Origin of the sequence: Brucella pseudogrignonensis, from assembly GCF_002252525.1 — a bacterium.
In the GTDB taxonomy this organism is placed as follows: Bacteria; Pseudomonadota; Alphaproteobacteria; order Rhizobiales; family Rhizobiaceae; genus Brucella; species Brucella pseudogrignonensis.
Map to the genome: position 1 here is coordinate 132,754 of NZ_NNRM01000003.1, position 26,611 is coordinate 159,364.

Sequence of the window (26,611 nt, forward strand, 5' to 3'; positions counted from 1 at the left end):
TTTGCAAATTTATAAATTACACAATCGCACCTTTTCAAGCTTTCAGAATGCGGCATACTGGCTCTAAGCAATTAGACAAATTCATAGCTTTCAAGGTTATAGCGAATGCAGGAACTTCTCGAACAGCTTGAAGCCCGTCGCGCCGAAGCCCGTCTTGGCGGCGGACAAAAGCGTATCGATGCGCAACACGGCAAAGGCAAGCTCACCGCCCGCGAAAGAATCGAAGTGCTTCTCGACGAAGGTTCGTTCGAAGAGTTCGATATGTATGTCACGCATCGCTGTACCGACTTCGGCATGGAAAAGCAGAAAGTAGCAGGCGACGGCGTCGTGACCGGCTGGGGCACGATCAATGGCCGGCAAGTCTATGTCTTCAGTCAGGACTTCACTGTTCTTGGCGGCTCTCTGTCTGAGACGCACGCGCAGAAAATCTGCAAGATCATGGATATGGCCATGCAGAATGGTGCTCCTGTGATCGGCCTAAATGATTCCGGTGGCGCACGCATTCAGGAAGGCGTTGCTTCGCTTGCAGGCTATGCCGATGTTTTCAAACGCAATGCCGATGCGTCGGGTGTTATTCCGCAGATTTCCGTTATCATGGGGCCATGCGCCGGTGGCGCGGTCTATTCGCCCGCCATGACAGACTTCATCTTCATGGTGCGCGACAGCTCTTATATGTTCGTGACCGGCCCTGATGTGGTCAAAACAGTCACCAACGAAATCGTTACGGCGGAAGAACTCGGCGGTGCTTCGACCCATACGAAGAAATCTTCCGTTGCCGATGGCGCATTTGAAAACGACATCGAAGCGCTGGAACAGGTACGCATCCTGTTTGACTTTCTGCCGCTCAACAATCGCGAAAAGCCACCCACTCGCCCTGTCTTCGATGACCCCGCGCGTCTTGAAATGCGGCTGGATACACTGATCCCGGATAGCGCCAACAAGCCTTACGACATGAAGGAACTGATCCTGGCGTTGGCGGATGAAGGCGATTTCTTTGAAATTCAGGAAGCTTTCGCCAAAAACATCATCACCGGCTTTATCCGAATGGATGGCCAGACTATTGGCGTGGTCGCAAACCAGCCCATGGTATTGGCTGGCTGCCTTGATATTGATTCATCACGCAAGGCCGCACGGTTCGTGCGTTTCTGCGATGCTTTCAGCATTCCGATCCTCACGCTGGTCGATGTTCCTGGCTTCCTCCCCGGCACAAGCCAGGAATATGGTGGCGTGATCAAGCACGGCGCGAAGCTTCTCTTCGCCTATTCACAAGCGACCGTCCCAATGGTCACGCTCATTACCCGCAAGGCCTATGGTGGCGCATATGATGTGATGGCATCCAAGCATATCGGAGCCGACATCAATTATGCATGGCCGACTGCCGAAATCGCCGTGATGGGTGCCAAGGGTGCCACCGAAATTCTTTACCGCTCAGAACTGGGCGACACGGAAAAGATCGCCGCCCGCACCAAGGAATACGAAGAGCGTTTTGCCAATCCTTTCGTTGCCGCCGAGCGTGGCTTCATCGACGAAGTGATCATGCCGCATTCTTCCCGCCGCCGTATCGCCCGTGCGTTCTCTGCGCTTCGTAACAAAAGCCAGAACACGCAATGGAAGAAACACGACACCATTCCGCTCTGATAGCCACGGGTACGATACAGATGATCAAGAAAATCCTCATTGCCAATCGCGGCGAAATCGCGTGTCGGGTTATCAAGACGGCAAAGAAAATGGGCATTGCGACCGTCGCGGTCTATTCCGACGCGGACCGCAATGCGCTACATGTCAAGATGGCCGACGAGGCCGTGCATATTGGACCAGCGCCCTCAAACCAGTCTTATATCGTCATCGATAAGATACTGGCAGCGATAAAGGCAACGGGTACTGATGCAGTGCATCCGGGTTACGGCTTTCTGTCGGAAAATCCACGTTTTGCCGAAGCACTGAAAGCTGCCAATGTCACTTTCATCGGCCCACCAGTGAACGCCATCGAGGCCATGGGTGACAAGATCACCTCAAAGAAGCTCGCGTCCGAGGCTGGTGTATCCACCGTTCCCGGCCACATGGGGCTGATTGAGGATGCAGACGAGGCGGTAAAAATCGCAAGCACAGTCGGCTATCCCGTGATGATCAAGGCATCCGCTGGCGGCGGTGGCAAGGGAATGCGCATTGCATGGAACGATGAAGAAGCGCGTGAAGGCTTTCAGCTTTCACGCAATGAAGCCAAAGCATCGTTTGGTGATGATCGCATTTTTATCGAAAAATTCGTCACCCAACCACGCCATATCGAAATTCAGGTGCTCGGCGACCAGCACGGCAATATCATCTATCTGGGCGAGCGCGAATGCTCCATTCAGCGCCGCAATCAGAAGGTGATTGAAGAAGCGCCCTCGCCGTTTCTTGATGAAGCAACCCGCAAGGCTATGGGCGAGCAGGCCGTGGCTCTCGCCAAGGCTGTCGGCTATTATTCCGCTGGCACTGTCGAGTTCATCGTCGATGGCGAGCGCAATTTCTACTTCCTTGAAATGAACACGCGCTTGCAGGTCGAACATCCGGTGACGGAACTCATCACCGGCATCGATCTGGTTGAGGAGATGATCCGCGTGGCATCGGGCGAAAAGCTGCGCATCATCCAAGCCGATGTAAAACTCAACGGCTGGGCCATCGAAAGCCGTCTTTATGCCGAAGACCCGTATCGCAGCTTCCTGCCCTCTATTGGCAGGCTGACCCGCTATCGTCCACCGGTCGAAGGTTGGCGCGATAATGGCTCTGTCATCCGCAACGACACTGGTGTCTTTGAAGGGGGCGAAATCTCGATGTATTATGACCCCATGATTGCAAAACTTTGCAGCTGGGGACCCGACCGGACCAGCGCAGTTGAAGCCATGGGCGACGCATTGGATGCATTTGAAGTGGAAGGCATCGGTCACAACCTGCCATTCCTTTCCGCCGTTATGGAGCATCCGCGTTTTCGTGCTGGCGCGCTTACCACAGCCTTCATCGCTGAGGAATATCCCGACGGCTTTGCGGGCGTTACCGTGTCGGAAGAAGACGCGCATGTGCTGGCCGCGGTTTCAGCACAGATCAACATGGCTATTGAACAGCGCAATGGTCTGATTTCCGACCGTATCTCTTCACAGGTTCAGTCTGTATCAGCCGATTGGGTCGTCACCCTGGGCGGCTTCAATTTGCCTATCAGGATTGCTGAGGGTGAAGGCGGTACGATAATCAACTTCGCTGATGGTAACAGCCTCACCGTCGCCAGTGACTGGCATCCGGGGAAGCAGCTCGGCTCGTTCACGGTTGACGGCGAGTCAATCGCTGTCAAGGTTTTGCGCTCCGGCACGGGCTGGCGTCTGCGCTGGCGCGGAATTGATGTGATCGCCCACGTTCGCAGGCCACGCGTGGCGGAACTGGCAAAGCTGATGCCGGTCAAACTGCCACCCGACACATCGAAGATGCTGCTCTGCCCGATGCCGGGCGTGATCACCTCAGTTCTTGTCAAAGATGGCGATACGGTCGAGGCAGGTCAGCCACTGGCAACGGTTGAAGCCATGAAAATGGAAAATGTACTGCGTGCGGAACGCCGCGCCACCGTCAAACGAATTACCACGGAAGCAGGTGCGAGCCTCGCAGTCGATGAACTGATCATGGAATTTGAATAAGCTTTGAGGAGGCGCGCTTGCGCCTCTCAAGGACACAAAGGCTTTATGGGATGGAGAATAAGCCAATGACGCAGAAAACCCGCGCGGATTGGGAGGCGTTGGCCGAGAAGGAACTGAAGCGTCCCGCCGACAGCCTCGTCTGGCACACGCCCGAAGGCATTGATGTGAAGCCGCTCTATACCACCGACGATCTTGATCAGATAGGCCACCTCGGCACCCTGCCCGGCTTCGAGCCATTCCTGCGCGGCCCGCGTGCAACTATGTATGCGGGCCGTCCGTGGACCATCCGCCAGTATGCGGGCTTTTCGACTGCCGAAGAGTCCAACAACTTTTACCGCAAGGCGCTTGCGGCTGGTCAGCAAGGCGTTTCAGTGGCCTTCGATCTTGCCACCCATCGCGGCTATGATAGCGATCATCCGCGCGTTGAAGGCGATGTCGGCAAAGCAGGCGTGGCGATAGACTCCGTTGAGGATATGAAAATCCTGTTCGACGGCATCCCGCTTGAGAAAATCTCCGTCTCCATGACGATGAACGGCGCGGTGATCCCGATCCTTGCCAACTTCATTGTAGCAGGCGAAGAGCAAGGCGTGTCTCGCGATCTGCTGTCTGGTACTATTCAGAATGATATTCTGAAAGAGTTCATGGTCCGCAACACCTATATCTATCCGCCGGAACCATCGATGCGGATCATTGCGGATATCATCGCCTATACGGCGACAGAAATGCCGAAATTCAATTCAATTTCCATTTCCGGCTATCACATGCAGGAAGCTGGCGCGACACTGGTGCAGGAACTGGCTTTCACGCTGGCTGATGGTCGCGAATATGTGCGTGCAGCTTTGAACAAAGGCCTTAATGTCGATGAGTTCGCAGGGCGCCTGTCGTTCTTCTTCGCCATCGGCATGAACTTCTTTATGGAAATCGCCAAGCTTCGTGCTGCCCGCCTGCTCTGGTCGCGCATCATGAAAGAATTCGACCCGAAGAAACCCGGCTCACTGATGCTGCGCACCCATTGCCAGACATCGGGCGTCTCATTGCAGGAACAGGACCCGTATAACAATATCGTCCGCACAGCTTTTGAGGCCATGTCCGCCGCCCTTGGCGGAACACAATCACTTCACACCAATTCTTTTGACGAAGCCATTGCTTTGCCGACAGAATTTTCCGCCCGTATCGCCCGCAACACACAGCTCATTCTACAAAACGAAACCGGCGTTACCAAAGTCGTGGATCCACTTGCAGGGTCTTATTACATCGAAAGCCTGACGAATGAACTGGCAGAAAAAGCATGGGCTTTGATCGAAGAGGTTGAAGGTCTTGGCGGCATGACCAAAGCCGTTGAAAGCGGCCTCCCCAAGCGTCTGATCGAAGAAGCGGCAACGCGCCGACAGGCAGCCGTTGACAAGGGTGAGGAAGTCATCGTCGGCGTAAACAAGTTTCGTCTGGAACAGGAAGACAATATCGACATTCTTGAAATCGATAACACCGCCGTCCGCAATTCGCAGATAGCGCGCCTCAACCGGATCAAGGAAACCCGTAACAAGACGAAAGTTGAAGCGGCGCTTTCTGAACTTGAAAAGGTCGCGAAAACCGGCGAAGGCAATATCCTTGCTGCGGCTGTTGAAGCATCGCGCGCCCGCGCAACAGTAGGTGAAATATCAGACGCCATGCGTAGCGCCTTCGGTGATCATGCAGCTGTGCCAAAGGTCGTTAGCAAGGTTTATGGCACCGCCTACGAAAATGAGCCGGAATATCTCACCCTTGTAGAGCGTCTCGAAGAGTTCTCCAGACATAGCGGCGACAAACCCCGTCTGATGGTGGCCAAACTCGGTCAAGACGGCCATGATCGTGGTGCGAAAATCATCGCTTCCGCCTTTGGCGATATCGGCTTTGAAGTGCTGGCTGGACCTCTGTTCCAGACGCCAGATGAAGCCGCAGACATGGCAATCAAGTCCAAAGTGCATGTACTTGGAGTGTCTTCGCTCGCAGCTGGGCACAAGACTCTGCTGCCGCAGCTCGTAGATACGCTACGCAAAAAAGGTGCCGAAAATATCATCGTTGTATGTGGTGGTGTCGTACCGCGTCAGGACTATCAATATCTGTTCGACCACGGCGTATCAGCAGTATTCGGCCCCGGCAGCAATGTACTCGATTGCGCACGCGCCGTACTCGACCTCATGGAAGGCAAGCGGCGCAATTTATAATACTATCAATAATATACGGGCTCTATGAGACTCATTTTATGAGCCGTTTCAGAAGCCGGATGAATTGTCCGGCTTCTCATTGTCTAAATCCAATCAGTTCTTCGGTCCCGCGAAACCTGCAATGGCAGAACTTGTCACGGACACTGGGTCACTAGCCGGAAAAGTATCTTCCAACCCCTCGTCCAGCTGTCGTTCAAGCTCGGTACGATCACCGGCCCGACGCGCACTTGGAATGGTGATCTGGCTTGCCGGTTCAATACCACATTCAATGCAGGCAACGCTTAGCGCTTCGCCGAGCTTGAGTGCTGCTTTGCGGATCACCGCATCGCGTGAAAGCTCGGCACCTGTGTCGTTCTCGACCTTGACGGTAATGCGTTCTTCGCTCTCGGTTACAAATTCGACCATATAGGTCGCGAAACCGCCAAGCGAACTGACACGGGTTTCAACGATATCCATGGCTTTTACCTCCGTGTTTCACCTGCAGAAACAACGACAAACGACCACTATAGTTCCCGAAAAGGAACCTGTGTCGTGCTGAAACGTTTTCTGGCAAATTGTGGGAGGAAGCGATGTCTCAGTTTTTCACGCAAGTGAGTGAGAAAGCCGCAGAACTTGCAGGGCACTATGCTGCGTTTATTCTGGCAACACTGTTCATTGTCGTTTGGGGTATCAGCGGGCCATTTTTCGATTTTTCTGACACCTGGCAGCTGGTGATAAACACATCGACCACGATCATCACTTTTCTGATGGTGTTTCTTATCCAAAATTCGCAGGACCGAGAAGCCAGCGCCACCCAGGCAAAGCTCGATGAAATCCTAAACCTCGTTTCCAAAACACGAAGCGAGACGATTGGTGCAGAACATCTCCCACTCGATAAGCTCAAGTTGATCTTAAAGCATCTCGAACAGGAAGGCGAAAAACGCGCAACCGCCGCCGCCGTGCAGGAAGAGAATGAATGAAACGACGCAGCCGCCTTTTCCTGAAACAACTCGTGCCTATATCCAAAGTGTGGACGAATTAATTAAAAACAGAAAGGACGTCTTATGGCCATCACAAGAAAGGAAGAAGCCCGCGCCCTCAATGCTGAAGAGAAGGAACTGGTCGAGAAATCTCATCACCCTCACCTTCAGGACGTACCAGACTCCGAGCTATCACAATTGGCAAAGCTACTGCGCGACCGTCGCAGCAAAGCGCGCGATCAGGCCCACCAGCGGCGTCGCGAAATGCGCGGAAAAACTGCCGCAAGAGGCGCTTCTGCATCCAAGGCTGATGAAGGTTCGCATTTGAAGGTGTCTGTGCTGGCAATGGCAATGCGCCGCATCAATGCAGAAGTCGATCGCCGCCGCAGCATGTCAGCCAGCAACGAACTTATAGCAAATGCGCAAAAAGCATTGGCAACAAAGAAAGCCAATGAAAAACCGGATAAGATATTCAACACGCGTCATGCGCGCCATGGGATGCGCAACATACCGAATGAAAAAACCGATAGCTTGATACGACCTATGGAGCGTGGCCGTCTGAAAAAGGCTGCAAGCGTCGCTCAGGCTAAGCGCGATTCCAGACAGGAAGCCGCCAGCTGATCCAGTTCTTATCCATGCCTCTCTCGATCAAATTTACCGAGAGAGGCAATTAAAACAATATATTGAAGTCTTTTCTTGTAAAATTACCTACAGCATTTCCAATGCCGTTTTCCGGGTTGGCGGCGCGAAAGTCCGATCCAGCAAAGTCAGCTGTTCTTCCGTTAACCTGATATCTGCAGCATTTCGATTTTCGCGAACATGACTGAGCTTCGATGTTTTTGGAATAGCAATGACATTGCCATTTCGCATCGTCCATGCAAGCGCGGTTGCAGCAGGCGATACGCCAATTTCATCCGCAATTTCATGGAGAACGCTGTTGCCCAAAAGCCTCCCCTGTTCGATTGGAGAATAGGCCATCACTGGCACTTCGCGAGCGGCACACCATGGCAACAAATCGAATTCTGGTCCGCGCCGGATAAGATTATACAAAATCTGATTGCTCGCAACCGCCTTGCCGCCAGCAATATTGGTCAGCTCCTGCATGTCATCCGTGTCGAAATTGCTGACACCCCATGCGCCGATTTTGCCGGCCCGCTTTAGCTCTTCAAATGCAGACAAGGTTTCTTCCAATGGATAGCGACCACGCCAATGCAACAGGTAAAGATCGATCTTTTCTGTGCCAAGGCGCTTAAGGCTGCGCTCACAGGATTCAATCGTTCCCTGAGCAGATGCATTATAGGGAAGCACTTTGCTGACGAGAAATACATCATCGCGACGGCCTCCGATCGCCTCGCCGACGACCTCTTCCGCTCCACCGTCTGCGTACATTTCTGCGGTGTCGATCAGGGTCATGCCAAGTTCTATACCGCATTGCAGCGCCTCAACTTCAAGTCGCCGCTGCCGCGCATCCTCACCCATATACCATGTGCCCTGCCCAAGCGCTGGCACATGGGTGCCCGACGCCAGTTTCACTTGCGGAATTTGTCCGGTCATGGTTCGCCTCATGATGCTTTCAGTAAGCGCATAAAATCGCGACTACGAAAAACATAGGCTAGATCAGGCGAACTGCAAGCCAAAGCCTTGCATCAGGCGGCGAATGGCATAATCCGGCTTCTGCGATGTAAACACCGCCAGATCATCGTGATGGTGCAATTCCTCATCAATCTGTCTTGGCTGCAATAGCGATACAGTACGGCGCGCAATGGCTTCTGCCGGATCAAGCCAATCCACCGGCCATGGCGCAAGCCTGCGGAAAACATTTGCGAGGAATGGGTAATGCGTGCAGGCCAACACGACGATATCCGTCCGTTCCCCATCTTTTTCGACAAAACACGGCGCGATCTGCTCAACAACCAGCGCCTCATCGATCTTTTCACCGCGAATATGGGCTTCCGCAACGCCTGCAAGCCTGTCAGCTCCCACCAGTCGCACATGGCATTGCGTGGCGAATGACTGGATAAGGTCGCGTGTATAGGCGCGTTTGACTGTGCCCGGCGTTGCCAGAACGGAAACAAGCCCCGACGACGTACGTTCAGCGGCAGGCTTGATCGCAGGCACCGTACCAACAAATGGCACAGCAGGATAAGCGCGGCGCAAATCATCCAGCACCAGTGTCGAGGCCGTATTGCACGCAATAACCGCGATTTCAGGATCATACTCGGCGATGAACTTGCCAAAGAGATCAACAATTCGCGCGCGCAGTGCTTCCTCTTCCCAATCACCGTAAGGGAAACCGGCATCGTCCGCGATATAGACAAATCGCCGGTCCGGCATCATCACCCGCAACTCGCGCAGAACGGTCAATCCGCCAATACCGCTATCGAAGACCAGAACGGGTCTTTCATCTGTCACCAGCGGTTTGGCAGAAACGTCTGCTGCGGGCGCGTGTTTCATTCAGCCTTGTCCTCTGTTGCAGGTTTGCGGGCCCGACTTTCCGGTGCGCCTGAGCCGCGCGGCTTTTTTGGTGTGAAAACATCGAGCGAAGTGATGACACCACGCAGAAGCTTAAGCTCTGCGGATGCAAAACCCGCGCGCGTCAGCACCGAGCGCAGATTGTTGACCATGATTTCTTTCTTCGCCTCGGGGCGGAAATAACCCCGAATATCAAGCGCTTCTTCCAGATGATTGAAAAGACTCTGCAATTCCAGCTTGGGCGCTGCTTCCATTTCCGGACCACGGAAAACCGTATCAGTATCGCTCTCAAGGCCCGACTTCATCCACTCATAAGACATAAGCAGTACAGCCTGCGCGATGTTGAGCGATGCAAAGGCCGGATTAACCGGGAATGTCACCAGTTCATCTGCGAGGCCAACTTCCTCATTGCTGAGACCAAAACGCTCACGCCCAAACATGATGCCAGTCTTTTCACCAGCGGTAAAACGACGACGCAATTCGCCATTTGCTTCGACAGGGCTGCGCACCTGTTTAAAACCATCGCGCTCGCGTGCTGTGGTGGCATAAACGAAATTGAGGTCAGCAAGCGCTGATGGAAGATCGTCATAAACAACGGCATTGTCGATGATGTGATCGGCCTTGCTTGCGGCTGCGCGTGCCTTTTCACTCGGAAATTCTTCGCGCGGCTCAACCAGACGCAATTCGGCAAGACCAAAATTCGCCATAGCGCGCGCCACCATGCCGATATTCTCCGGCAATTGCGGGTTCACCAGAATGATCGCCGGTCCCTCGGTGATCAAAGGGCGCTGTTTGTCTGTTCCTGCCATGGTAATTTCCGTCACTACTTTATAAACACGGCGCTTCCCTGACATAATTGACGAAAAATCGCAAAGATTCCCCTTACATTCCATATCGAAAATCGCGTGTAGTAGCGGAATAACACCAGTCTTCTTCCCATCCATGTCAGACTGTCGGCACCGACATTGACGTTTACAGGGAGGAAAATCATGTCCGGCAAAAAGATTCTCATGATTTGCGGCGATTTCTGCGAAGATTACGAAACAATGGTTCCGTTTCAGACGCTGCTCGCTGTGGGCCACAAAGTCCATGCCGTCTGCCCCGGGAAAAAGGCAGGCGATGCCATTGCCACCGCTATCCACGACTTTGAAGGCCATCAAACCTACACCGAAAAGCCAGGCCATAATTTCACGCTCAACGCTACTTTCGCGGACGTCAAAGCCGACAGCTATGACGCACTCGTCATTCCCGGTGGTCGTGGCCCTGAGTATCTGCGCCTTGATGAAAAGGTCATCGCCATCGTCAGACACTTCTTTGAAGCTGGCAAACCCGTTGCAGCCGTCTGCCACGGCGCACAGTTGCTCGCGGCTGCACGCGTTCTGGAAGGTCGCACCTGCTCGGCATATCCCGCCTGCCGCCCTGAGGTAGAGCTGGCTGGCGGCACTTATGCTGATATTCCGGTGGATCAGGCAGTCACTGATGGCAATCTGGTAACAGCGCCCGCATGGCCGGCCCATCCGGAATGGTTGTCACAATTCCTCGCCGTTCTCGGCACCAAAATCACACACGCCTGATTGTAAGCTGCCTGCAATGCTAAGCTGGTTGCAGGCAGCTCCAAACTGCGCGACATTGGGACGGGAGATATTTCGGGAGGAACATATGTGCAGATTGTTCATTGGGGCGGATACCGAACTCTGGCAAAGCGTCACGCGCTCACTGCGCATTGATGGCGTCGTAACCAGTGTGCGGCTCGAAAATTTCTTCTGGTGGACGCTGGAAGATATAGCCACGCATGACGATCTGACCGTCAATCGCCTTCTCGGTCGCCTCTATGAGGAATCCCGCACGGAAGGCCACGACCTCGATAATTTCGCATCGTTTCTGCGCGTTTGCTGCGGGCGCTATCTGGTACTACAGGTCAATGGTTTGATACCTACAGAAAAATCGACTGCGATCTCGACGCTGGATGCAGATGCCATTCTGCTGCGTGAGCAGGAAACTTATCGTGATCAGCGCTCAGAATGGCGAAAATCCACCCATCACGCCGCCTGAAAATGTGCCTATAGGCCAAAGAATAAGCCTCTTACGCTTTGCCTTCGCGTTTACCGATGCTATACGAGCGCGACGCATTAAATGAGAGGCATTATCAATGGCAAAAATCAAGGTTGCAAACCCGGTCGTTGAACTCGACGGCGATGAGATGACCCGCATCATCTGGCAGTTCATCAAGGACAAGCTGATCCATCCATACCTCGACATCGATCTGAAATATTACGATCTGTCGGTCGAGCACCGTGATGCTACCAATGACCAGGTTACCATTGATGCTGCAAACGCCATCAAGGAACACGGCGTTGGCGTCAAGTGCGCAACCATCACGCCGGACGAAGCCCGTGTTGAAGAATTCAAGCTCAAGAAGATGTGGAAGTCGCCTAACGGCACCATCCGTAACATCCTCGGCGGCGTTATCTTCCGCGAGCCAATCATCTGCAAGAATGTTCCTCGCCTGGTTCCAGGCTGGACCCAGCCAATCATCGTTGGCCGTCACGCTTTTGGTGACCAGTACCGCGCGACCGATTTCAAGTTCCCTGGCAAGGGCACGCTGTCGATCAAGTTCGTCGGTGAAGACGGCGAAACCATCGAGCACGAAGTCTATCAGGCTCCGGCTGCTGGCGTGGCAATGGCCATGTACAATCTCGACGAATCGATCCGCGAATTTGCACGCGCTTCGCTGAACTACGGCCTGCAGCGCAACTATCCGGTCTATCTCTCGACCAAGAACACCATTCTGAAGGCCTATGACGGCCGCTTCAAGGACATCTTCGAAGAAGTTTATCAGGCTGAATTCGCTGAGAAGTTCAAGGAAGCAAAGATCTGGTACGAACATCGCCTGATCGACGATATGGTTGCTTCGGCCCTCAAGTGGTCGGGCGGTTATGTCTGGGCTTGTAAGAACTACGACGGCGACGTTCAGTCCGACATCGTGGCACAGGGCTTTGGCTCGCTCGGTCTGATGACCTCAGTTCTGATGACGCCAGATGGCAAGACCGTTGAAGCGGAAGCTGCACACGGCACCGTGACCCGTCACTATCGCCAGCATCAGAAGGGCGAAGAAACTTCGACCAACTCGATCGCTTCGATCTTCGCATGGACCCGCGGCCTCGCACATCGTGCAAAGCTCGACAACAATGCTGAGCTGAAGCGCTTTGCCGACACGCTGGAAAAGGTCTGCGTCGATACGGTCGAAAGCGGCTACATGACCAAAGATCTGGCGCTGCTCATCGGTCCAGATCAGCCTTGGCTCTCGACCACTGGCTTCCTCGACAAGATCGACGAAAACCTTCAGAAGGCAATGGCTGCTTAAACGCAAGCAAAGTCACATAAAAACGGCGGGATTTTCCCGCCGTTTTTTGTTTGCACCGCACTATTTATCGCTCGTAAGCGCAAGTGCTCCCCGATAGTCTGTTGATTCAGAAACAGGGAGAACTGATATGTCGACAATTCGGGCGTTAACGCCACAAGACCGGACTGCGTGGGAGCCATTATGGAAAGCCTATCAGGTCTTTTACGAAGTCGACATTCCCGTAGAGACAACTGACATTACATGGGGTCGCTTTCACGATGCGTCTGAGCCCATGCACGCACTGGGCGCGTTTGATGACGATGGACGCCTTGTTGGCATCGTCCATGTGATTTTTCACCGCTCCTGCTGGTTGCCAAAATGGACCTGCTATCTCCAGGATCTCTATGTCGAAAACTCTCAGCGTGGAAAAGGCACAGGTGCCGCACTGATTGAGGCTGTGGCCGATCTTGCTCGTGAAGAAGGTGCTGGCCGCCTCTATTGGCTTACGCATGAAAGCAATGCGAAAGCGCGTCGTCTTTATGACAGCATCGCGCAAGAGTCTGGTTTCATTCAATATCGCAAGGCGCTCTAAAAAAGCCGGTTTCCCGTTTCTTTTTGCTGCAAGAAAGAGCATCCTTGCTCAGAGCTTGCAGGGAGGATCAGCAATGAGCGATTTGAAGCTTTACACCAATCCCATGTCACGCGGACGCATTGCGCGCTGGATGCTCGAAGAGATCGGACAACCCTATGATGTTGAAATACTGGATTACGGCCCACCCATGAAAGGGCCAGACTATTGCGCCATCAATCCGATGGGCAAAGTGCCTGCCCTTCGTCATGGCAACGACATCGTCACGGAAGTAGCAGCCATCTGTGCCTATCTTGCGACCACCTTCCCTGAATCAGGCCTTGTCCCGCATCCGGACGAGCGCGCCGATTTCTATCGCTGGCTTTTCTTCACATCTGGCCCGGTCGAAGCCGCTCTGTCCAACCACGCGCTGGGTTATGAAGTGCCAGCCGACAAGCAGGGTATGGTCGGCTATGGCAATTACGATACGGTTGTTAATACGCTTGAAAATGCAGTGTCACGCCATCCCTACATTACCGGATCACGCTTTAATGCAGCCGATGTCTATGTCGGCTCACATATCGGATGGGGTTTGCGCTTTGGCACCTTGCCAGCGAAGCCTGCCTTTAAGGCTTATTGGGATCGTCTGAAAGATCGCCCTGCGATGAAACGTGCCAATGACCTGGATGATGCCGCCGCAGCCGCAGCGGCTTCAAAACATTAGTTAAAGCATTTCCACCAAAAGGGCGAAGCGGCTTTGCGCGGGATAATGCTATAAAAACAAATAGATAGAGCGGTTTCAATGATTCAGTATTAACTGGAATGGCTCTAAAGCTGAAAAGCTTTGGCAAAGGCCTGGGCGCTATTGGGTGAGAAGGCAATAACACGACCTTCCTCCCGACGCGCCCAACCTTTATCGATGAAGTTTTTCAGAAGCGCTGCACCGAGCGCACCGCCCAAGTGGTTGCGTCTCTCACTCCAGTCTAGACAATGACGGCACAGTGGCCGTTTGCCCTTTTGCAGCGTATCAACATCGATGCCCATGCAAGAGAAGAATGACTTTCCTTCATCAGTAAGCAGTGGCTCGTTGGCATCATTGATCAAACCGAGCTTATACGATGCATCAAGCATTTCCACGCCGCGCTCGCCCGCCAGATGATCATAACAAATCCGCGCCTTACGCAGCGCATGATCTTTCGGGCCAGTGCGAACACGCACGGCGCCAGTTCGCTGTGCAAGCCCCATAAGCCCTTCGAGCACCTGCGCCACATCCGTACCTGATAGCCTGAAATAACGATGCCTGCCCTGCTTCTCAGCCACCAGCAAATTGGCAGCATCAAGCTTGGAAAGATGCCCGCTGGCTGTCTGAAGTGTCACGCCTGCAGCGGCTGCAAGTTCGCTTACCGTCAAAGCACGACCGTCCATCAGCGCAGTCAGCATGTTTGCGCGCGCCGGATCACCCAAAAGTGCTGCAACAGATGCTATGATCGGTCCGTCTTTCATACTTCGATGATAACCGAAGCATGGATGAAGTTCAATGCGCTAAAACGTCTCCAGCAAATCAGCCAATTTCAGGAGATAAGAATGATTACCTGCTTCATCCGCTATCAAATTGACCCGTTCAAAGCCGATGCTTTCGCGGAATATGCACGCAACTGGGGACAGGCAAGCCCGCGTTGTGGCGCGAGGCTGATTGGTTATTTCGGCCCGCATGAGGGCTCCACCACAACCGCTTATGGCGTTTATTCAGTCGAAGACCTTGCTGCTTATGAACAGTTTCGCGCACGTCTGGCCGCCGACCCAATCGGCCGGGCAAACTATGAATTCGCGAAGCGCGAGCAATTCATCCGGTCTGAAGAACGCATATTTCTTAAGCTTCAATCAGCTCCACATGCGGAGTTTATCAAGTCATGATCGCTGTCATCTTTGAAGTCTGGCCAGCAGATGATGAAAGGCGCGAGCAGTATCTCGATATTGCTGCAAGCCTGCGCGCCGATCTGGCAAAAATTGACGGCTTCATATCCATTGAACGCTTTCAAAGCTTGGTTGAGCCAGAAAAGCTGCTGTCTCTCTCCTTCTGGCGTGACGAAGAGGCCGTAAAGCAGTGGCGCAATCTGCCAACACATCGGATCGCACAGACGAAAGGGCGCGGCGGTGTGTTTGAAAACGACCGTCTACGTGTTGCGAATGTCGCTCGCGATTACGGGCTCGATCAACGCGAAGAAGCTCCTGACGATAGCCGCAAGATTCACGCAGCATAAAAAAGGCCGGGAAAATCCCGGCCTTTTCATTCTTATAAGAAATTTATCAGACGATCAGCGCTTTGACCGCTGCGATTGCATCATTTGCCTTGGTGCCATCGGGACCACCGGCCTGAGCCATATCCGGACGACCGCCGCCGCCCGCGCCACCAAGCGCACCAGAAGCAGCTCGAACCAGATCAACTGCACTGAACCGACCAACCAGATCTTCGGTCACAGCAGCAACTGCGCTTGCCTTTTCATCTTCACCAACACCGATGAAGAGGACAACACCAGAGCCAACCTGCTTCTTGCCTTCGTCGGCAAGTGGCTTGAGATCACGCGGCGAAACACCTGTCACAACCTTGCCAAGGAAATTGACACCGTTGACGGTTTCCACAGCGCTGCCACCGTCCGAAGAACCACCGCTCAACGCAAGCTGTCTGCGTGCTTCGGTAAGTTCGCGTTCGAGTTTCTTGCGCTCATCAACCAGAGCATTGACGCGCTCCAGTGCTTCCGATGGCGTGGTTTTCAGCACGCCGGCGATTGCCTTGACGCGCTCGTCCTGTTCTTCGAGGTAAAGGCGAGCCGCCTCACCCGTCAGAGCCTCCATACGACGGACACCGGCGGCAACACCGCTATCAGATAGAATGCGAACGAGACCTATATCACCGGTCTGGCGCACATGCGTACCACCGCAAAGCTCAACCGAGTAAGCCTTACCGGCCTTTTCGCCGTGCTTCGCCGTGCCCATCGAAACAACGCGCACTTCATCGCCGTATTTTTCGCCGAACAGCGCCATCGCACCTTCGGCAATAGCATCATTCACAGCCATCAAGCGCGTGGTGACTTGCGCATTCTGTAGAATGATCTCGTTGGCGAGATTTTCAACAGCTGTCAGTTCCTCAGCCGAAATCGGCTTTGGGTGCGAGAAGTCAAAGCGCAGACGATCAGGCGCGACAAGCGAACCCTTCTGTGCAACGTGAGAACCCAACGTTTCACGCAGAGCTTCATGCAAGAGGTGAGTGGCCGAGTGATTGGAACGGATGCGTGTGCGACGCTCTCCATCAACCTTCAACTCAACCGGTTCACCAACCTTCGCGGAACCCTTGGTAATTTCGCCGGTATGGACGAAGAGACCTTCGCCCTTCTTCTGCGTGTCTTTGATGTTGATAACAAAGCCTTCCCCGGAGATTGTTCCGGTATCGCCCTGCTGACCACCAGATTCGCCGTAGAATGGCGTCTGGTTGACTACGACGGACACGGTTTCGCCTTCGGCAGCCGATGCCACTTCTGCACCATCACGCACGAGGGCAGCAATAACACCTTCCGCACTTTCGGTTTCATAGCCGAGGAACTCGGTCGCGCCGACCTTATCCTTGATGCCGAACCAGATGGTTTCCGTTGCAGCTTCGCCGGAACCGGTCCAGTTGGCGCGAGCTTCCGCCTTCTGGCGTTCCATGGCGACATTGAAGCCATCAGTATCGACCGTCACGCCGCGTTGGCGCAAAGCATCCTGCGTCAGATCAAGCGGGAAACCATAGGTATCGTAAAGTTTGAACGCGGTTTCGCCATCAAGACGATCACCTTCAACCAGATTTTCCGAAGCATCGGAAAGCAGGCCAAGGCCGCGTTCCAACGTTTTGCGGAAACGGGTTTCTTCCAGCTTAAGTGTTTCGGAAATAAGCGCTTCTGCGCGGATGAGTTCCGGGTAAGCCTGGCCCATTTCGCGGATCAGAGCTGGCAGCAGACGCCACATCAATGGCTGGCTCGCGCCAAGCAGCTGCGCATGGCGCATGGCGCGACGCATGATGCGGCGCAGAACATAACCGCGACCTTCATTTGATGGCAGAACACCGTCGGCAATCAGGAAGCTTGATGCACGCAAATGATCGGCAATTACGCGATGGCTGGCGCGGAAATCGCCTTCAGCCTTAACGCCTGTTGCTTCTTCCGAAGCACGGATAAGCGCCTTAAAGAGATCGATATCGTAATTGTCGTGCACGCCCTGAAGTACGGCCGCAACACGCTCAAGGCCCATCCCCGTATCAATCGACGGGCGTGGAAGATCAATGCGCTGATCAGGTGTAACCTGTTCAAACTGCATGAAAACGAGGTTCCAGATTTCAATGAAACGGTCGCCATCTTCGTCTGCCGATCCGGGAGGTCCACCCCAAATATGATCGCCGTGATCGTAGAAAATTTCCGAACAAGGACCGCAAGGCCCAGTATCACCCATAGCCCAGAAGTTGTCATTCGTTGCAATGCGGATGATGCGATCATCCGAAAGACCGGCAATCTTCTTCCAGAAATTCGCAGCATCATCATCCGTGTGATAGACGGTGACGAGCAGCTTGTCCTTGTTGAGGCCAAATTCCTTGGTAATCAGATTCCAGGCATGGCTGATCGCTTCTTCCTTGAAGTAATCACCAAACGAGAAATTGCCGAGCATTTCAAAGAAAGTGTGGTGGCGCGCTGTGTAGCCCACATTATCCAGATCGTTATGCTTGCCGCCAGCGCGTACGCATTTTTGCGAAGTGGTCGCGCGGCTGTAAGGGCGCTGCTCAAGACCAGTAAAAACGTTCTTGAACTGCACCATACCCGCATTGGTGAACATCAGCGTCGGGTCGTTACGAGGAACGAGCGGGCTTGATGAAACGACTTCATGTCCGTTTTTGCGGAAATAGTCGAGGAATGTGGACCTTATCTCGTTGACGCCAGCCATAATTCACCCTTGGACATTTTCTGCCCTGCATGAGATGCGCATGAAATACGCATCAATTATATAATCTCCACCCGCAGGAATGCGGCGATATACGGCACATTTTGCCGCCACGCTTCGACTACCCGATAATGGAAAGCCCGTGAGGTAGAGTTTCGGTTGTCCGCTTTTAGCGGTGCACTGCTTTTCTGTCCAGATAAGCAGTGCGCGCTATAAAAGCAATTTCGCCCGGAAACCTAGAAAACGGCAACTATGCAACAGTGCCGAACCATAGGAGAGCCAATTAACTGGCTTCACCGTAAATGCTGCGCGTAATGTCTGACGTGATACGCCCCAGCTCAAAAGCAAAAGCCCCGCATTTTCATGCGGGGCTTTTGTCAAATTATAGAGCCAGGAAACTTATGCTTCGGCTGCGTCTGGACCGTCATCCGCTTCCGGACCACCATCTTCAAGGAATTGCTCGGCGATCAAGCCGGCGTTCTGACGGAGTGTCGTTTCGATTTCTTTCGCGACTTCCGGATTATCCTTGAGGTACTGCTTGGCATTTTCGCGGCCCTGCCCGAGACGCTGGGAATTATAGGAGAACCATGCTCCGGACTTCTCGACCACACCGGCTTTAACGCCAAGGTCGACCAGCTCACCAGTCTTGGAAACACCTGCACCATACATGATGTCGAACTCGACCTGCTTGAATGGAGGGGCAAGCTTGTTCTTGACCACCTTCACGCGAGTCTGGTTACCAACGACCTCGTCACGTTCCTTGATCGAACCAATACGGCGAATATCAAGACGTACAGAAGCATAGAACTTCAGTGCATTACCGCCGGTCGTTGTTTCAGGCGAACCGAACATAACGCCGATCTTCATACGAATCTGGTTGATGAAGATGACCATGCAGTTTGAACGCGAAATCGAAGCGGTGAGCTTGCGCAGAGCCTGGCTCATCAGACGCGCCTGAAGGCCAGGCAAAGAATCGCCCATTTCGCCTTCAATTTCAGCACGCGGCGTAAGAGCAGCAACCGAGTCGACAACCAGAACATCGATAGCACCGGAGCGCACAAGCGTATCCGTGATTTCAAGTGCTTGTTCGCCAGTATCAGGCTGAGAAATCAGCAGATTTTCAAGATCAACGCCAAGCTTGCGGGCATATACCGGATCAAGTGCGTGTTCCGCATCCACGAATGCGCAAATACCACCCTTCTTCTGTGCTTCTGCAATCGTATGCAGTGCGAGAGTGGTTTTACCCGAACTTTCCGGGCCATAGATTTCAACGATACGTCCCTTGGGCAGACCGCCGACGCCCAATGCGATATCGAGAGAAAGCGAGCCGGTTGGCACAGTCTCAATATCGACGACCTCGTTCTGACCGAGCCGCATGATTGAGCCCTTGCCGAACGCACGTTCAATTTGCGACAGCGCCGCATCAAGTGCCTTAGTCTTGTCCACTGAATTTTCCTCAACGAGTCGCAATGATTTCTGAGACATCTTACACCATCCTCTTGCCTCGCTAGAAGCCCATAGGGCTCATCGCCACTATCTATTTGTATCCGTTTTGTTCCAATTTAGCAACCTTGTCAAGTAATTGATTTAAATAGATATAATTTTTTTGTTCTATTATTGTTCTATAATATTAGAAATGGCAAATGTGAATCACTATCCACGCATTAGTTAAGAAAAACTGAAGTTTTTGATACACGATTCTTCAAAATACAAAACGCAGCCCTTCTTCCGAAGGACTGCGCTGAAAAAGAATCTGACTGATTCTTGATTTATCAGCTTGCGCCACGAAGCGGCGAAATCTGAATTTCAACGCGGCGGTTCTGCGCGCGGCCATCCGGCGTCGCATTGGTCGCAACTGGCTGGCTAGCGCCGTAGCCAATAACTGCGAAGCGACGTGGATCGATACCCTGCGAACCCAAATAGCTTGCAACAGACGATGCGCGGCGCTGCGAGAGACCCTGATTGTAACTCGCACTACCGGTCGAGTCGGTGTGACCGTGAACGTCGACAAGAGTCTGGTTGAACTTACGCAGAACGATCGCGACCGAGTTCAGCGTTGGGTAGAACTGGCTCTTAACCTGATCCTGATCCGTATCGAAGGTAATGGCTGAAGGCATGTTCAGGATAATCTGGTCACCATTACGCGTAACGGAAACACCAGTGCCCTGCAGCTGATTGCGCAGTTCGGATTCCTGACGATCCATGTAATTGCCGATTGCGCCGCCACCCAAAGCACCAATACCGGCGCCGATCAGGACTGCATTGCGCTGAGCGCGGCTGGAGCCACCGACCATGAGGCCGCCAAGCGCACCAACAGCGGCACCGATTGCAGCGCCACCGGCGGTGTTCGATACCTTCTGTTCACCAGTATAAGGATCGGTGGTGCAGCCTGCCAGAAATGTGGCACCTATTAGGGCAATCCCGATTTTCTTCAGCATGTATTGGTAATCCTCAATTGTCGATTCGTCGCGAATGATAGCTTCGATTAAGGCCGGATGGTGTCTTTAAATCCCCATCCGCGACTTTTAGAACGCAATTTGGCTTGTTTACAACAGCTTGCCGACATTTGATCGCCGCGCCTTAGCCAATCCGCCCACATTGACGCAGCTGAGTTGCGTAACGGTTGGCCATGGATTGAGCGCGTCTCGCACCGTTCAACGCTGTCGCATTGCCGCGCCAGACTCCACGGGAATATCCACCATGTCCCGAGTAATACGCAAGATAGAGACTGTAAGCGTCAGCCCGATTGATACCATTTTTCTGATAGCTCTGATTGTGATACCAGCCGATAAAGTGGATCGCGTCGCCGAAGTTGCTGCGAGAGGCGGTCCAGCGACCAGTCTCACGCTTATAGCGATCCCAGGTTCCGTTCAGTGCCTGCGAATAGCCATAGGCGCTCGAAGCACGTTTCCACGGGATAAAGCCAAGCAGCTTGGTACGCGGTGGACGAGCATAAGGGCGGAATCCGGATTCAGTATAAATTGTCGCCATTAGAACATGGACCGGCACACCGAACTCGCGCGAAGCGCGGGTCGCGTCTTTCTGCCAATTATTTATCCAACCGTCGCGTTGATCAAAGACTGCGCAAACATTGCTGACCTGTCGTGGAGCAGTCGCGCAGCCGCCAAGAATAACGAGCGCGACGAGAAGCAAAACGCGCGTCATGGGAAACCTCATTGCAATTACAAAAATTGATAAATTGTAAAAATTAAAGAGGACTTAAACTAAGGCATTGATTTCTTTATGGTTACTACAATGTTTACAGCCTCTTCCGTTGGTTGCTGAACGTTTGAATTCATTGGTAAAACCAATCTCAGCACGGCCACCGAGTACAACCCTTAATTGCTTACACATTGACTGCGGCTCGCAGGATGAAGGCCGAATTGTGACTAAAGTCAAAAACGCTGTTAAAACGTGTCTGATGCAGAGTGTGTTCATGCATAGAACAACGGAGGAGCTTTCATGAATGTGCAAAAGCTGCGTGAAGTTTACGAAGCATATATATCCTGTCTTAATGCTCAGGATTGGCCATCGTTAAAGCTTTATGTGGCTGAAGATGCTCAGCATAATGGTCAGAGATTGGGCGTTGACGGATATCGCGACATGCTCATTCGAGATTATCAACAGATACCGGATCTACAGTTTAAGATAGGCTTGTTGGTTGTTGAGCCACCAGTTGTCGCAAGCAGATTAGATTTTGATTGCACGCCTGTCGGGCAATTTCTCGGCCTTCCCATAAATGGCAGGAATATCCGTTTTTCCGAGAACGTCTTTTATGAGTTTTCAGACAACAAAATCAGCAAGGTCTGGTCTGTTCTCGATAAAGCGAGCATCGAAGCACAACTCTGACGTCACGCAAGAACCATCCGTTCAACGGCGTGTTTGACGTTCGGCCCTTAGGCGTGACCAATAATCAAGCCGCTTGCGAATATCGCGCTCAAAGCCTCTTTCCGGCGGATCATAGAAAATCTGCCGTCCCATGGCTTCCGGGAAGTAATCCTGACCGGAAAATGCGTCAGGCTGGTCATGATCATAAGCATAACCATCACCATAGCCTTCATTCTTCATCAGCTTCGTCGGCGCGTTGAGAATCTGCTTCGGCGGCAACAATGAGCCATTTTCTTTGGCGGCACGCATCGAAGCCTTATAAGCCATGTAAACCGCATTGGATTTGGGTGCTGTCGCGAGATAGACGCAGGCTTGGGCAAGCGCCAGTTCCCCCTCCGGCGAACCCAGATAATCATAGGCATCTTTAGCGGCATTGCAGATAACAAGCGCTTGTGGATCAGCCAGGCCAATATCTTCAACCGCCATGCGGACAAGGCGACGCCCAAGATAGAGCGGATCTTCACCGGCATCGAACATGCGGCTGAGATAATAAAGAGCGGCATCAGGATCAGATCCCCGCACCGATTTATGCAAAGCGGAAATCAGATTGTAGTGGCCGTCTTGTCCCTTGTCATAAACTGGCGCGCGACGCTGAACAACATCCTGAAGCTTTGCAGCGTCAAACACCTCGTCTGGTCTCGCTGCACGCCATACTTCTTCTGCAAGTGTTAGCGCGGCACGACCGTCACCATCGGCCATGCGAACCAGGCTTGCTCGTGCTTCTTCGTCCAGCGGCAGCGGACGTGCTTCCTGTTCTTCTGCACGCGTGAGAAGCGTAGCGATGCTTTCGCCATTATGCGGATGAAAAGTCAGCACCCTCGCCCGCGACAACAAAGCGGCGTTGAGTTCAAACGAAGGGTTTTCTGTCGTAGCGCCAATCAGGATGACCGTGCCGTCCTCCATTACTGGCAGAAAACTATCCTGTTGCGCGCGATTGAAACGATGAATCTCATCCACAAAGAGCAGTGTTTGGCGACCCGACATGCGTCGTGCGCGCGCTGATTCAAAAACCTTTTTGAGGTCAGCAACACCGGAGAAAATCGCTGAGATTTGCTCGAAAGCCAAATCAGTCTCTCCGGCAAGCAGCCTGGCAACTGTTGTCTTGCCAGTGCCCGGAGGGCCCCAGAAGATCATCGAGCCGAGCGAGCCGGATGCGATCATGCGTGTCAGCACACCTTCTGGTCCTGTCAGGTGTTCCTGCCCCGTCACTTCCGAAAGGTGGCGCGGGCGCAAGCGATCAGCGAGTGGCCTGTTACGGTCCGCATTCGGATCAACCGCAGTTGAAAAAAGGTCGCTCATTTCGCTTCGCTCAATGCCAGAAAAACAGATGTCGTCTCAGGCATAGTCCCGCCTGAAACGACATGCAACTTTAAATGCTTGGCGATGAGGTCAGCGAACAAACTGTCGGATCAGCGCGCCATTACGCTCAACTTCCAGTCTCCAGGCCAAACCTCGGCCATCATTAAGCGCTGCAGTCAGATCATTAATCGTGCGGATCGGGTTACCATTGATACCTCTGATAATATCACGTTGACGCAAACCAAGTCGTGCGGCCTGTGAATTAATGACGACATCAGTCACAATAACGCCCCGCGCCCCATCACGCAGACGCATTTTTGAAGCCGTTTGTGGTGTTAGTTCTTCAACCACGGCACCTGCAAAGGGATTGTCACCCTCTATGGTCTGCTTCTGTTGCGGCTTGGCTTCAGGCTCTTTTGCAAGCTTAACAGGCAGTTTGCTATCCTTACCGTTACGCACAATATCCAGCGTCACTGTATTGCCGATGCCAGCTGTCGAAAGACGATAACCGAGCACATCGATATTATCGGCCCTGACACCCTGTACCGAAAGCACCACATCGCCAACTTTCAAGCCAGCTTGTTCGGCAGGACCGCCCTTGGTGACGGCTGTCACCAGCACGCCAAAGGACTTATCCATGCCGAGACCTTCAGCAACGTCAGGCGTGATGTTCTGAAAGGTCGCACCGATAAATGGACGTTCAAAGCTCGTGCTCCCGCTCAATGCGGCATCAACAACGGCGCGTACCATATTGGAAGGAATAGCGAATCCGATACCGACAGATCCACCTGAGCGGGAATAAATTGCGGTATTGATACCAATCAGGCGTCCACGCATGTCGATCAGACCGCCGCCCGAATTTCCGGGATTGATAGCGGCATCAGTCTGAATGAAGAAGTCAAAATCTGAAACGCCAACCTGCGTACGAGATTGGGCGGAAACAATACCGTTGGTAACAGTCTGGCCGACCCCAAACGGATTGCCGATAGCCAGCACAAGATCGCCAACTTCAACACCATCCGAATCACCCAGCGACAGAACCGGGAATTTGTCATTCGCGTCGATCTTCAACACCGCAAGATCGGTCGTTTCATCGCGCAGCAGCACCTTGCTTTCGAACTGGCGGCCATCTGAAAGCGCCACCTTAATTTCGTCGGCGTCCTTAATGACGTGATTGTTTGTGACAACAATACCAGACGCATCAACGATGACGCCCGAACCCAGCGACTGCTCAGTGCGCGACTTGCCACCGCCGCCAAACTGCTTTCCGAAAAACTGCTCAAAAAACGGATCGCCTGCAAATGGTGATGCCTGCTGCTGCACCTGACGCGCGGCGTAGACGTTAACGACTGCAGGCGCTGTTTCCTTCACCAGAGGCGCGAAGGAAAGCTGCATATCGCCACGGCTTAGAGGGATCTGTTTGCCCTGAGCTGGAACGGCTGTTTCCTGCGCGATCGCAGGCAAAGTGACTGTGCTGATCGACGCGATAAGCAGACCCGCAATTCCATAACACCGCCAATTCATTCGCAAACTCCAGTTTTCCTCATCTCGCATCCGATTCCTCGGTGCCAATATCGGCAATATGGAGCTAACAAGGCCAAGTATAAAGGGCTGGAATATGGCAAAGCGCATTACAGCTTCGTAATGAATTACGTCACGCTTCTCCTAGCCTCGCAACAATTCAATAAAAACTATCTGCAAACGAAAAAAGGGCCGCACGAGGCAGCCCTTTTTCAATAAGTGCGAAGCGTAAATTACGCTGCGTCAGCTTCTGCAGCGGCTTCAGCTTCAACGCGTGCGCGGTCAGCTTTGCCCTTGGCATCAACATCGCGTTCAACGAATTCGACAACTGCGAGTGGCGCATTATCGCCAGTGCGGAAGCCTGCCTTCATGATGCGGATGTAGCCGCCGTTGCGGGTTGCATAACGTGCAGCCAGCGTATCGAACAGCTTAGCAACCAGCTTGACGTCGCGGATGGCGGAAATCGCCTGACGACGTGCATGCAGGTCACCACGCTTGCCGAGAGTGACAAGCTTTTCTACGATCGGACGGATTTCCTTAGCCTTAGGAAGCGTGGTCACAATCTGTTCGTGCTCGATGAGCGAAGCCGCCATGTTGGCGAACATTGCCTTGCGATGCGAGGCAGTGCGGTTCAGCTTACGCTGTCCATTACCGTGGCGCATGGCCTTCTCCTTTTAACTCAGTTCTGCCGGAAACGTCCGGTCTTAATATTGGTCTTCGTAGCGCTTAGCGAGATCTTCGATGTTTTCAGGCGGCCAAGCTGGGATTTCCATACCAAGATGGAGACCCATCGACGCCAGAACTTCCTTGATCTCGTTGAGCGACTTGCGGCCGAAATTCGGAGTCCGCAGCATCTCGGCTTCCGTCTTCTGGATCAGATCGCCGATATAGACGATGTTGTCGTTCTTCAGGCAGTTTGCCGAACGTACCGACAGTTCGAGCTCGTCCACCTTCTTGAGCAGAGCCGGATTGAAAGCCAGTTCCGCAACCTGTTCCTGCGGAGCTTCCTTCTGTGGCTCTTCGAAGTTGACGAAGATCGCCAGCTGGTCCTGAAGAATACGAGCTGCATAAGCAACTGCATCTTCACCGCTCACGGAACCATTGGTTTCGATGTTGAGCGTCAGCTTGTCGTAATCAAGAACCTGACCTTCACGGGTGTTCTCAATCTTGTACGATACCTTGCGGATCGGCGAATAAAGGCTATCAACCGGAATAAGGCCGATTGGAGCATCTTCCGCACGATTACGGTCGGCAGGCACATAGCCCTTACCGGTGTTGACGGTGAATTCCATGCGGATTTCAGCGCCTTCATCCAGCGTGCAGATGACGTGATCCGGATTAAGGATCTCGACATCGCCAACAGTCTGAATGTCACCAGCCGTAACAACGCCAGGGCCTTCCTTACGGACAACCATGCGCTTTGGGCCTTCGCCTTCCATACGGATAGCGATTTCCTTGACGTTCAGAACGATATCCGTGGTGTCTTCGCGGACGCCCGGAATGGAAGAGAATTCATGCAGAACGCCATCGATCTGAATGGCGGTTACAGCAGCGCCGCGCAGCGACGACAGAAGCACGCGACGCAGTGCGTTACCGAGCGTCAGACCAAAACCGCGTTCCAGCGGTTCAGCAACGACGGTTGCATGGGTGCGTGAGCCGTTGGTGATAAAATCCACCTTGTTCGGCTTAATCAGTTCCTGCCAGTTCTTCTGGATCATTTTATTTTCCTCTAT

The 26,611-nt window shown here is 53.2% G+C and carries 26 protein-coding genes; 13 read left to right on the plus strand and 13 right to left on the minus strand.

Annotated features, from left to right (window positions below; all coding sequences use genetic code 11):
• Window positions 1-105 precede the first annotated feature (105 nt).
• The 3 genes from CEV34_RS01020 (at window position 106) to scpA (ending at window position 5,866) form a co-directional block, all read left to right on the plus strand.
• Window positions 106-1,638: an acyl-CoA carboxylase subunit beta gene (locus CEV34_RS01020; protein WP_007875261.1), complete on the plus strand. Its 1,533-nt coding sequence runs from the start codon at window positions 106-108 to the stop codon at window positions 1,636-1,638.
• 20 nt (window positions 1,639-1,658) lie between these two features.
• A complete protein-coding gene (locus CEV34_RS01025; protein WP_094543135.1) occupies window positions 1,659-3,662 on the plus strand; it encodes an acetyl-CoA carboxylase biotin carboxylase subunit in 2,004 nt (667 codons plus the stop codon).
• 65 nt (window positions 3,663-3,727) lie between these two features.
• Window positions 3,728-5,866, plus strand: coding sequence for a methylmalonyl-CoA mutase (scpA, locus tag CEV34_RS01030; protein WP_007875270.1), 2,139 nt, complete (start codon window positions 3,728-3,730; stop codon window positions 5,864-5,866).
• Between the two features lie 93 nt (window positions 5,867-5,959).
• Here scpA and CEV34_RS01035 read toward each other — a convergent pair whose 3' ends face one another.
• Window positions 5,960-6,322 carry a hypothetical protein gene (locus CEV34_RS01035; protein WP_007875272.1) on the minus strand — a complete coding sequence of 121 codons (363 nt, stop codon included), beginning with the start codon at window positions 6,320-6,322 and terminating at the stop codon, window positions 5,960-5,962.
• Between the two features lie 113 nt (window positions 6,323-6,435).
• On the opposite strand from CEV34_RS01035, the gene CEV34_RS01040 reads away from it, so the two are divergent.
• Both CEV34_RS01040 and CEV34_RS01045 read left to right on the plus strand, forming a co-directional pair.
• On the plus strand, window positions 6,436-6,825 hold the full coding sequence (locus tag CEV34_RS01040; RefSeq protein ID WP_007875274.1) for a low affinity iron permease family protein: 390 nt from the start codon (window positions 6,436-6,438) through the stop codon (window positions 6,823-6,825).
• An 84-nt stretch (window positions 6,826-6,909) separates the two neighbouring features.
• Complete coding sequence (locus CEV34_RS01045) at window positions 6,910-7,446, plus strand: hypothetical protein (protein WP_007875275.1); 537 nt, start codon at window positions 6,910-6,912, stop codon at window positions 7,444-7,446.
• 87 nt (window positions 7,447-7,533) lie between these two features.
• Here CEV34_RS01045 and CEV34_RS01050 read toward each other — a convergent pair whose 3' ends face one another.
• The 3 genes from CEV34_RS01050 to CEV34_RS01060 all read right to left on the minus strand — a co-directional run bounded on the left by CEV34_RS01050 (window position 7,534) and on the right by CEV34_RS01060 (window position 10,106).
• Window positions 7,534-8,379, minus strand: coding sequence for an aldo/keto reductase (locus CEV34_RS01050; protein WP_007875276.1), 846 nt, complete (start codon window positions 8,377-8,379; stop codon window positions 7,534-7,536).
• A gap of 63 nt (window positions 8,380-8,442) precedes the next feature.
• Complete coding sequence (gene murI / locus CEV34_RS01055) at window positions 8,443-9,279, minus strand: glutamate racemase (RefSeq protein WP_007875277.1); 837 nt, start codon at window positions 9,277-9,279, stop codon at window positions 8,443-8,445.
• Window positions 9,276-10,106: an RNA methyltransferase gene (locus tag CEV34_RS01060; RefSeq protein WP_007875278.1), complete on the minus strand. Its 831-nt coding sequence runs from the start codon at window positions 10,104-10,106 to the stop codon at window positions 9,276-9,278. The genes murI and CEV34_RS01060 overlap by 4 nt, the downstream gene beginning before the upstream one ends.
• A 180-nt stretch (window positions 10,107-10,286) precedes the next feature.
• Here CEV34_RS01060 and CEV34_RS01065 point away from each other — a divergent pair, with 180 nt between their 5' ends.
• The 5 genes from CEV34_RS01065 (at window position 10,287) to CEV34_RS01085 (ending at window position 13,932) form a co-directional block, all read left to right on the plus strand.
• A complete protein-coding gene (locus CEV34_RS01065) occupies window positions 10,287-10,871 on the plus strand; it encodes a DJ-1/PfpI family protein (protein WP_007875279.1) in 585 nt (194 codons plus the stop codon).
• Between the two features lie 85 nt (window positions 10,872-10,956).
• Window positions 10,957-11,349, plus strand: a complete 393-nt coding sequence (locus CEV34_RS01070) for a ribbon-helix-helix domain-containing protein (protein WP_007875281.1) — start codon at window positions 10,957-10,959, stop codon at window positions 11,347-11,349.
• Window positions 11,350-11,446: 97 nt separating this feature from the next.
• Window positions 11,447-12,661 (plus strand): NADP-dependent isocitrate dehydrogenase, encoded by a 1,215-nt coding sequence (locus tag CEV34_RS01075; RefSeq protein WP_007875282.1) that lies wholly within the window; start codon window positions 11,447-11,449, stop codon window positions 12,659-12,661.
• 127 nt (window positions 12,662-12,788) lie between these two features.
• Window positions 12,789-13,232, plus strand: a complete 444-nt coding sequence (locus tag CEV34_RS01080; protein WP_007875283.1) for a GNAT family N-acetyltransferase — start codon at window positions 12,789-12,791, stop codon at window positions 13,230-13,232.
• Window positions 13,233-13,305: 73 nt separating this feature from the next.
• Entirely contained in the window at window positions 13,306-13,932 is a 627-nt protein-coding gene (locus CEV34_RS01085; protein ID WP_007875284.1) for a glutathione S-transferase family protein, read from the plus strand.
• A 104-nt stretch (window positions 13,933-14,036) separates the two neighbouring features.
• Here the strand turns inward: CEV34_RS01085 and CEV34_RS01090 are convergent, their stop codons facing one another.
• The gene (locus CEV34_RS01090) at window positions 14,037-14,711 is read right to left on the minus strand and encodes an ArsR/SmtB family transcription factor (protein ID WP_007875285.1); all 675 of its coding nucleotides are present in this window, start codon (window positions 14,709-14,711) and stop codon (window positions 14,037-14,039) included.
• A gap of 81 nt (window positions 14,712-14,792) precedes the next feature.
• Between CEV34_RS01090 and CEV34_RS01095 the strand changes: the two genes are divergently transcribed.
• The gene (locus CEV34_RS01095; RefSeq protein WP_007875286.1) at window positions 14,793-15,122 is read left to right on the plus strand and encodes an NIPSNAP family protein; all 330 of its coding nucleotides are present in this window, start codon (window positions 14,793-14,795) and stop codon (window positions 15,120-15,122) included.
• The gene (locus CEV34_RS01100) at window positions 15,119-15,469 is read left to right on the plus strand and encodes an antibiotic biosynthesis monooxygenase family protein (protein ID WP_094543137.1); all 351 of its coding nucleotides are present in this window, start codon (window positions 15,119-15,121) and stop codon (window positions 15,467-15,469) included. The genes CEV34_RS01095 and CEV34_RS01100 overlap by 4 nt, the downstream gene beginning before the upstream one ends.
• A 46-nt stretch (window positions 15,470-15,515) precedes the next feature.
• Here CEV34_RS01100 and alaS read toward each other — a convergent pair whose 3' ends face one another.
• The 4 genes from alaS to CEV34_RS01120 all read right to left on the minus strand — a co-directional run bounded on the left by alaS (window position 15,516) and on the right by CEV34_RS01120 (window position 21,335).
• Window positions 15,516-18,173, minus strand: a complete 2,658-nt coding sequence (gene alaS, locus CEV34_RS01105; protein WP_007875288.1) for an alanine--tRNA ligase — start codon at window positions 18,171-18,173, stop codon at window positions 15,516-15,518.
• 396 nt (window positions 18,174-18,569) lie between these two features.
• Complete coding sequence (recA, locus tag CEV34_RS01110; RefSeq protein WP_064320714.1) at window positions 18,570-19,655, minus strand: recombinase RecA; 1,086 nt, start codon at window positions 19,653-19,655, stop codon at window positions 18,570-18,572.
• A 287-nt stretch (window positions 19,656-19,942) separates the two neighbouring features.
• Complete coding sequence (locus tag CEV34_RS01115) at window positions 19,943-20,608, minus strand: OmpA family protein (RefSeq protein ID WP_007875295.1); 666 nt, start codon at window positions 20,606-20,608, stop codon at window positions 19,943-19,945.
• Window positions 20,609-20,750: 142 nt separating this feature from the next.
• Window positions 20,751-21,335, minus strand: a complete 585-nt coding sequence (locus CEV34_RS01120; RefSeq protein WP_007875296.1) for a transglycosylase SLT domain-containing protein — start codon at window positions 21,333-21,335, stop codon at window positions 20,751-20,753.
• A gap of 297 nt (window positions 21,336-21,632) precedes the next feature.
• On the opposite strand from CEV34_RS01120, the gene CEV34_RS01125 reads away from it, so the two are divergent.
• Complete coding sequence (locus tag CEV34_RS01125; RefSeq protein ID WP_007875297.1) at window positions 21,633-22,019, plus strand: ester cyclase; 387 nt, start codon at window positions 21,633-21,635, stop codon at window positions 22,017-22,019.
• Window positions 22,020-22,040: 21 nt separating this feature from the next.
• On the opposite strand, the gene CEV34_RS01130 is transcribed toward CEV34_RS01125, so the two are convergent.
• From CEV34_RS01130 to CEV34_RS01145, 4 genes are all read right to left on the minus strand, one after another.
• Complete coding sequence (locus CEV34_RS01130; protein ID WP_007875298.1) at window positions 22,041-23,357, minus strand: replication-associated recombination protein A; 1,317 nt, start codon at window positions 23,355-23,357, stop codon at window positions 22,041-22,043.
• A 90-nt stretch (window positions 23,358-23,447) separates the two neighbouring features.
• Window positions 23,448-24,881 (minus strand): DegQ family serine endoprotease, encoded by a 1,434-nt coding sequence (locus CEV34_RS01135; RefSeq protein ID WP_007875300.1) that lies wholly within the window; start codon window positions 24,879-24,881, stop codon window positions 23,448-23,450.
• Between the two features lie 230 nt (window positions 24,882-25,111).
• Window positions 25,112-25,540: a 50S ribosomal protein L17 gene (rplQ, locus tag CEV34_RS01140; protein ID WP_007875302.1), complete on the minus strand. Its 429-nt coding sequence runs from the start codon at window positions 25,538-25,540 to the stop codon at window positions 25,112-25,114.
• 42 nt (window positions 25,541-25,582) lie between these two features.
• Window positions 25,583-26,596 carry a DNA-directed RNA polymerase subunit alpha gene (locus tag CEV34_RS01145; protein ID WP_007875304.1) on the minus strand — a complete coding sequence of 338 codons (1,014 nt, stop codon included), beginning with the start codon at window positions 26,594-26,596 and terminating at the stop codon, window positions 25,583-25,585.
• Between the last annotated feature and the right edge of the window lie 15 nt (window positions 26,597-26,611).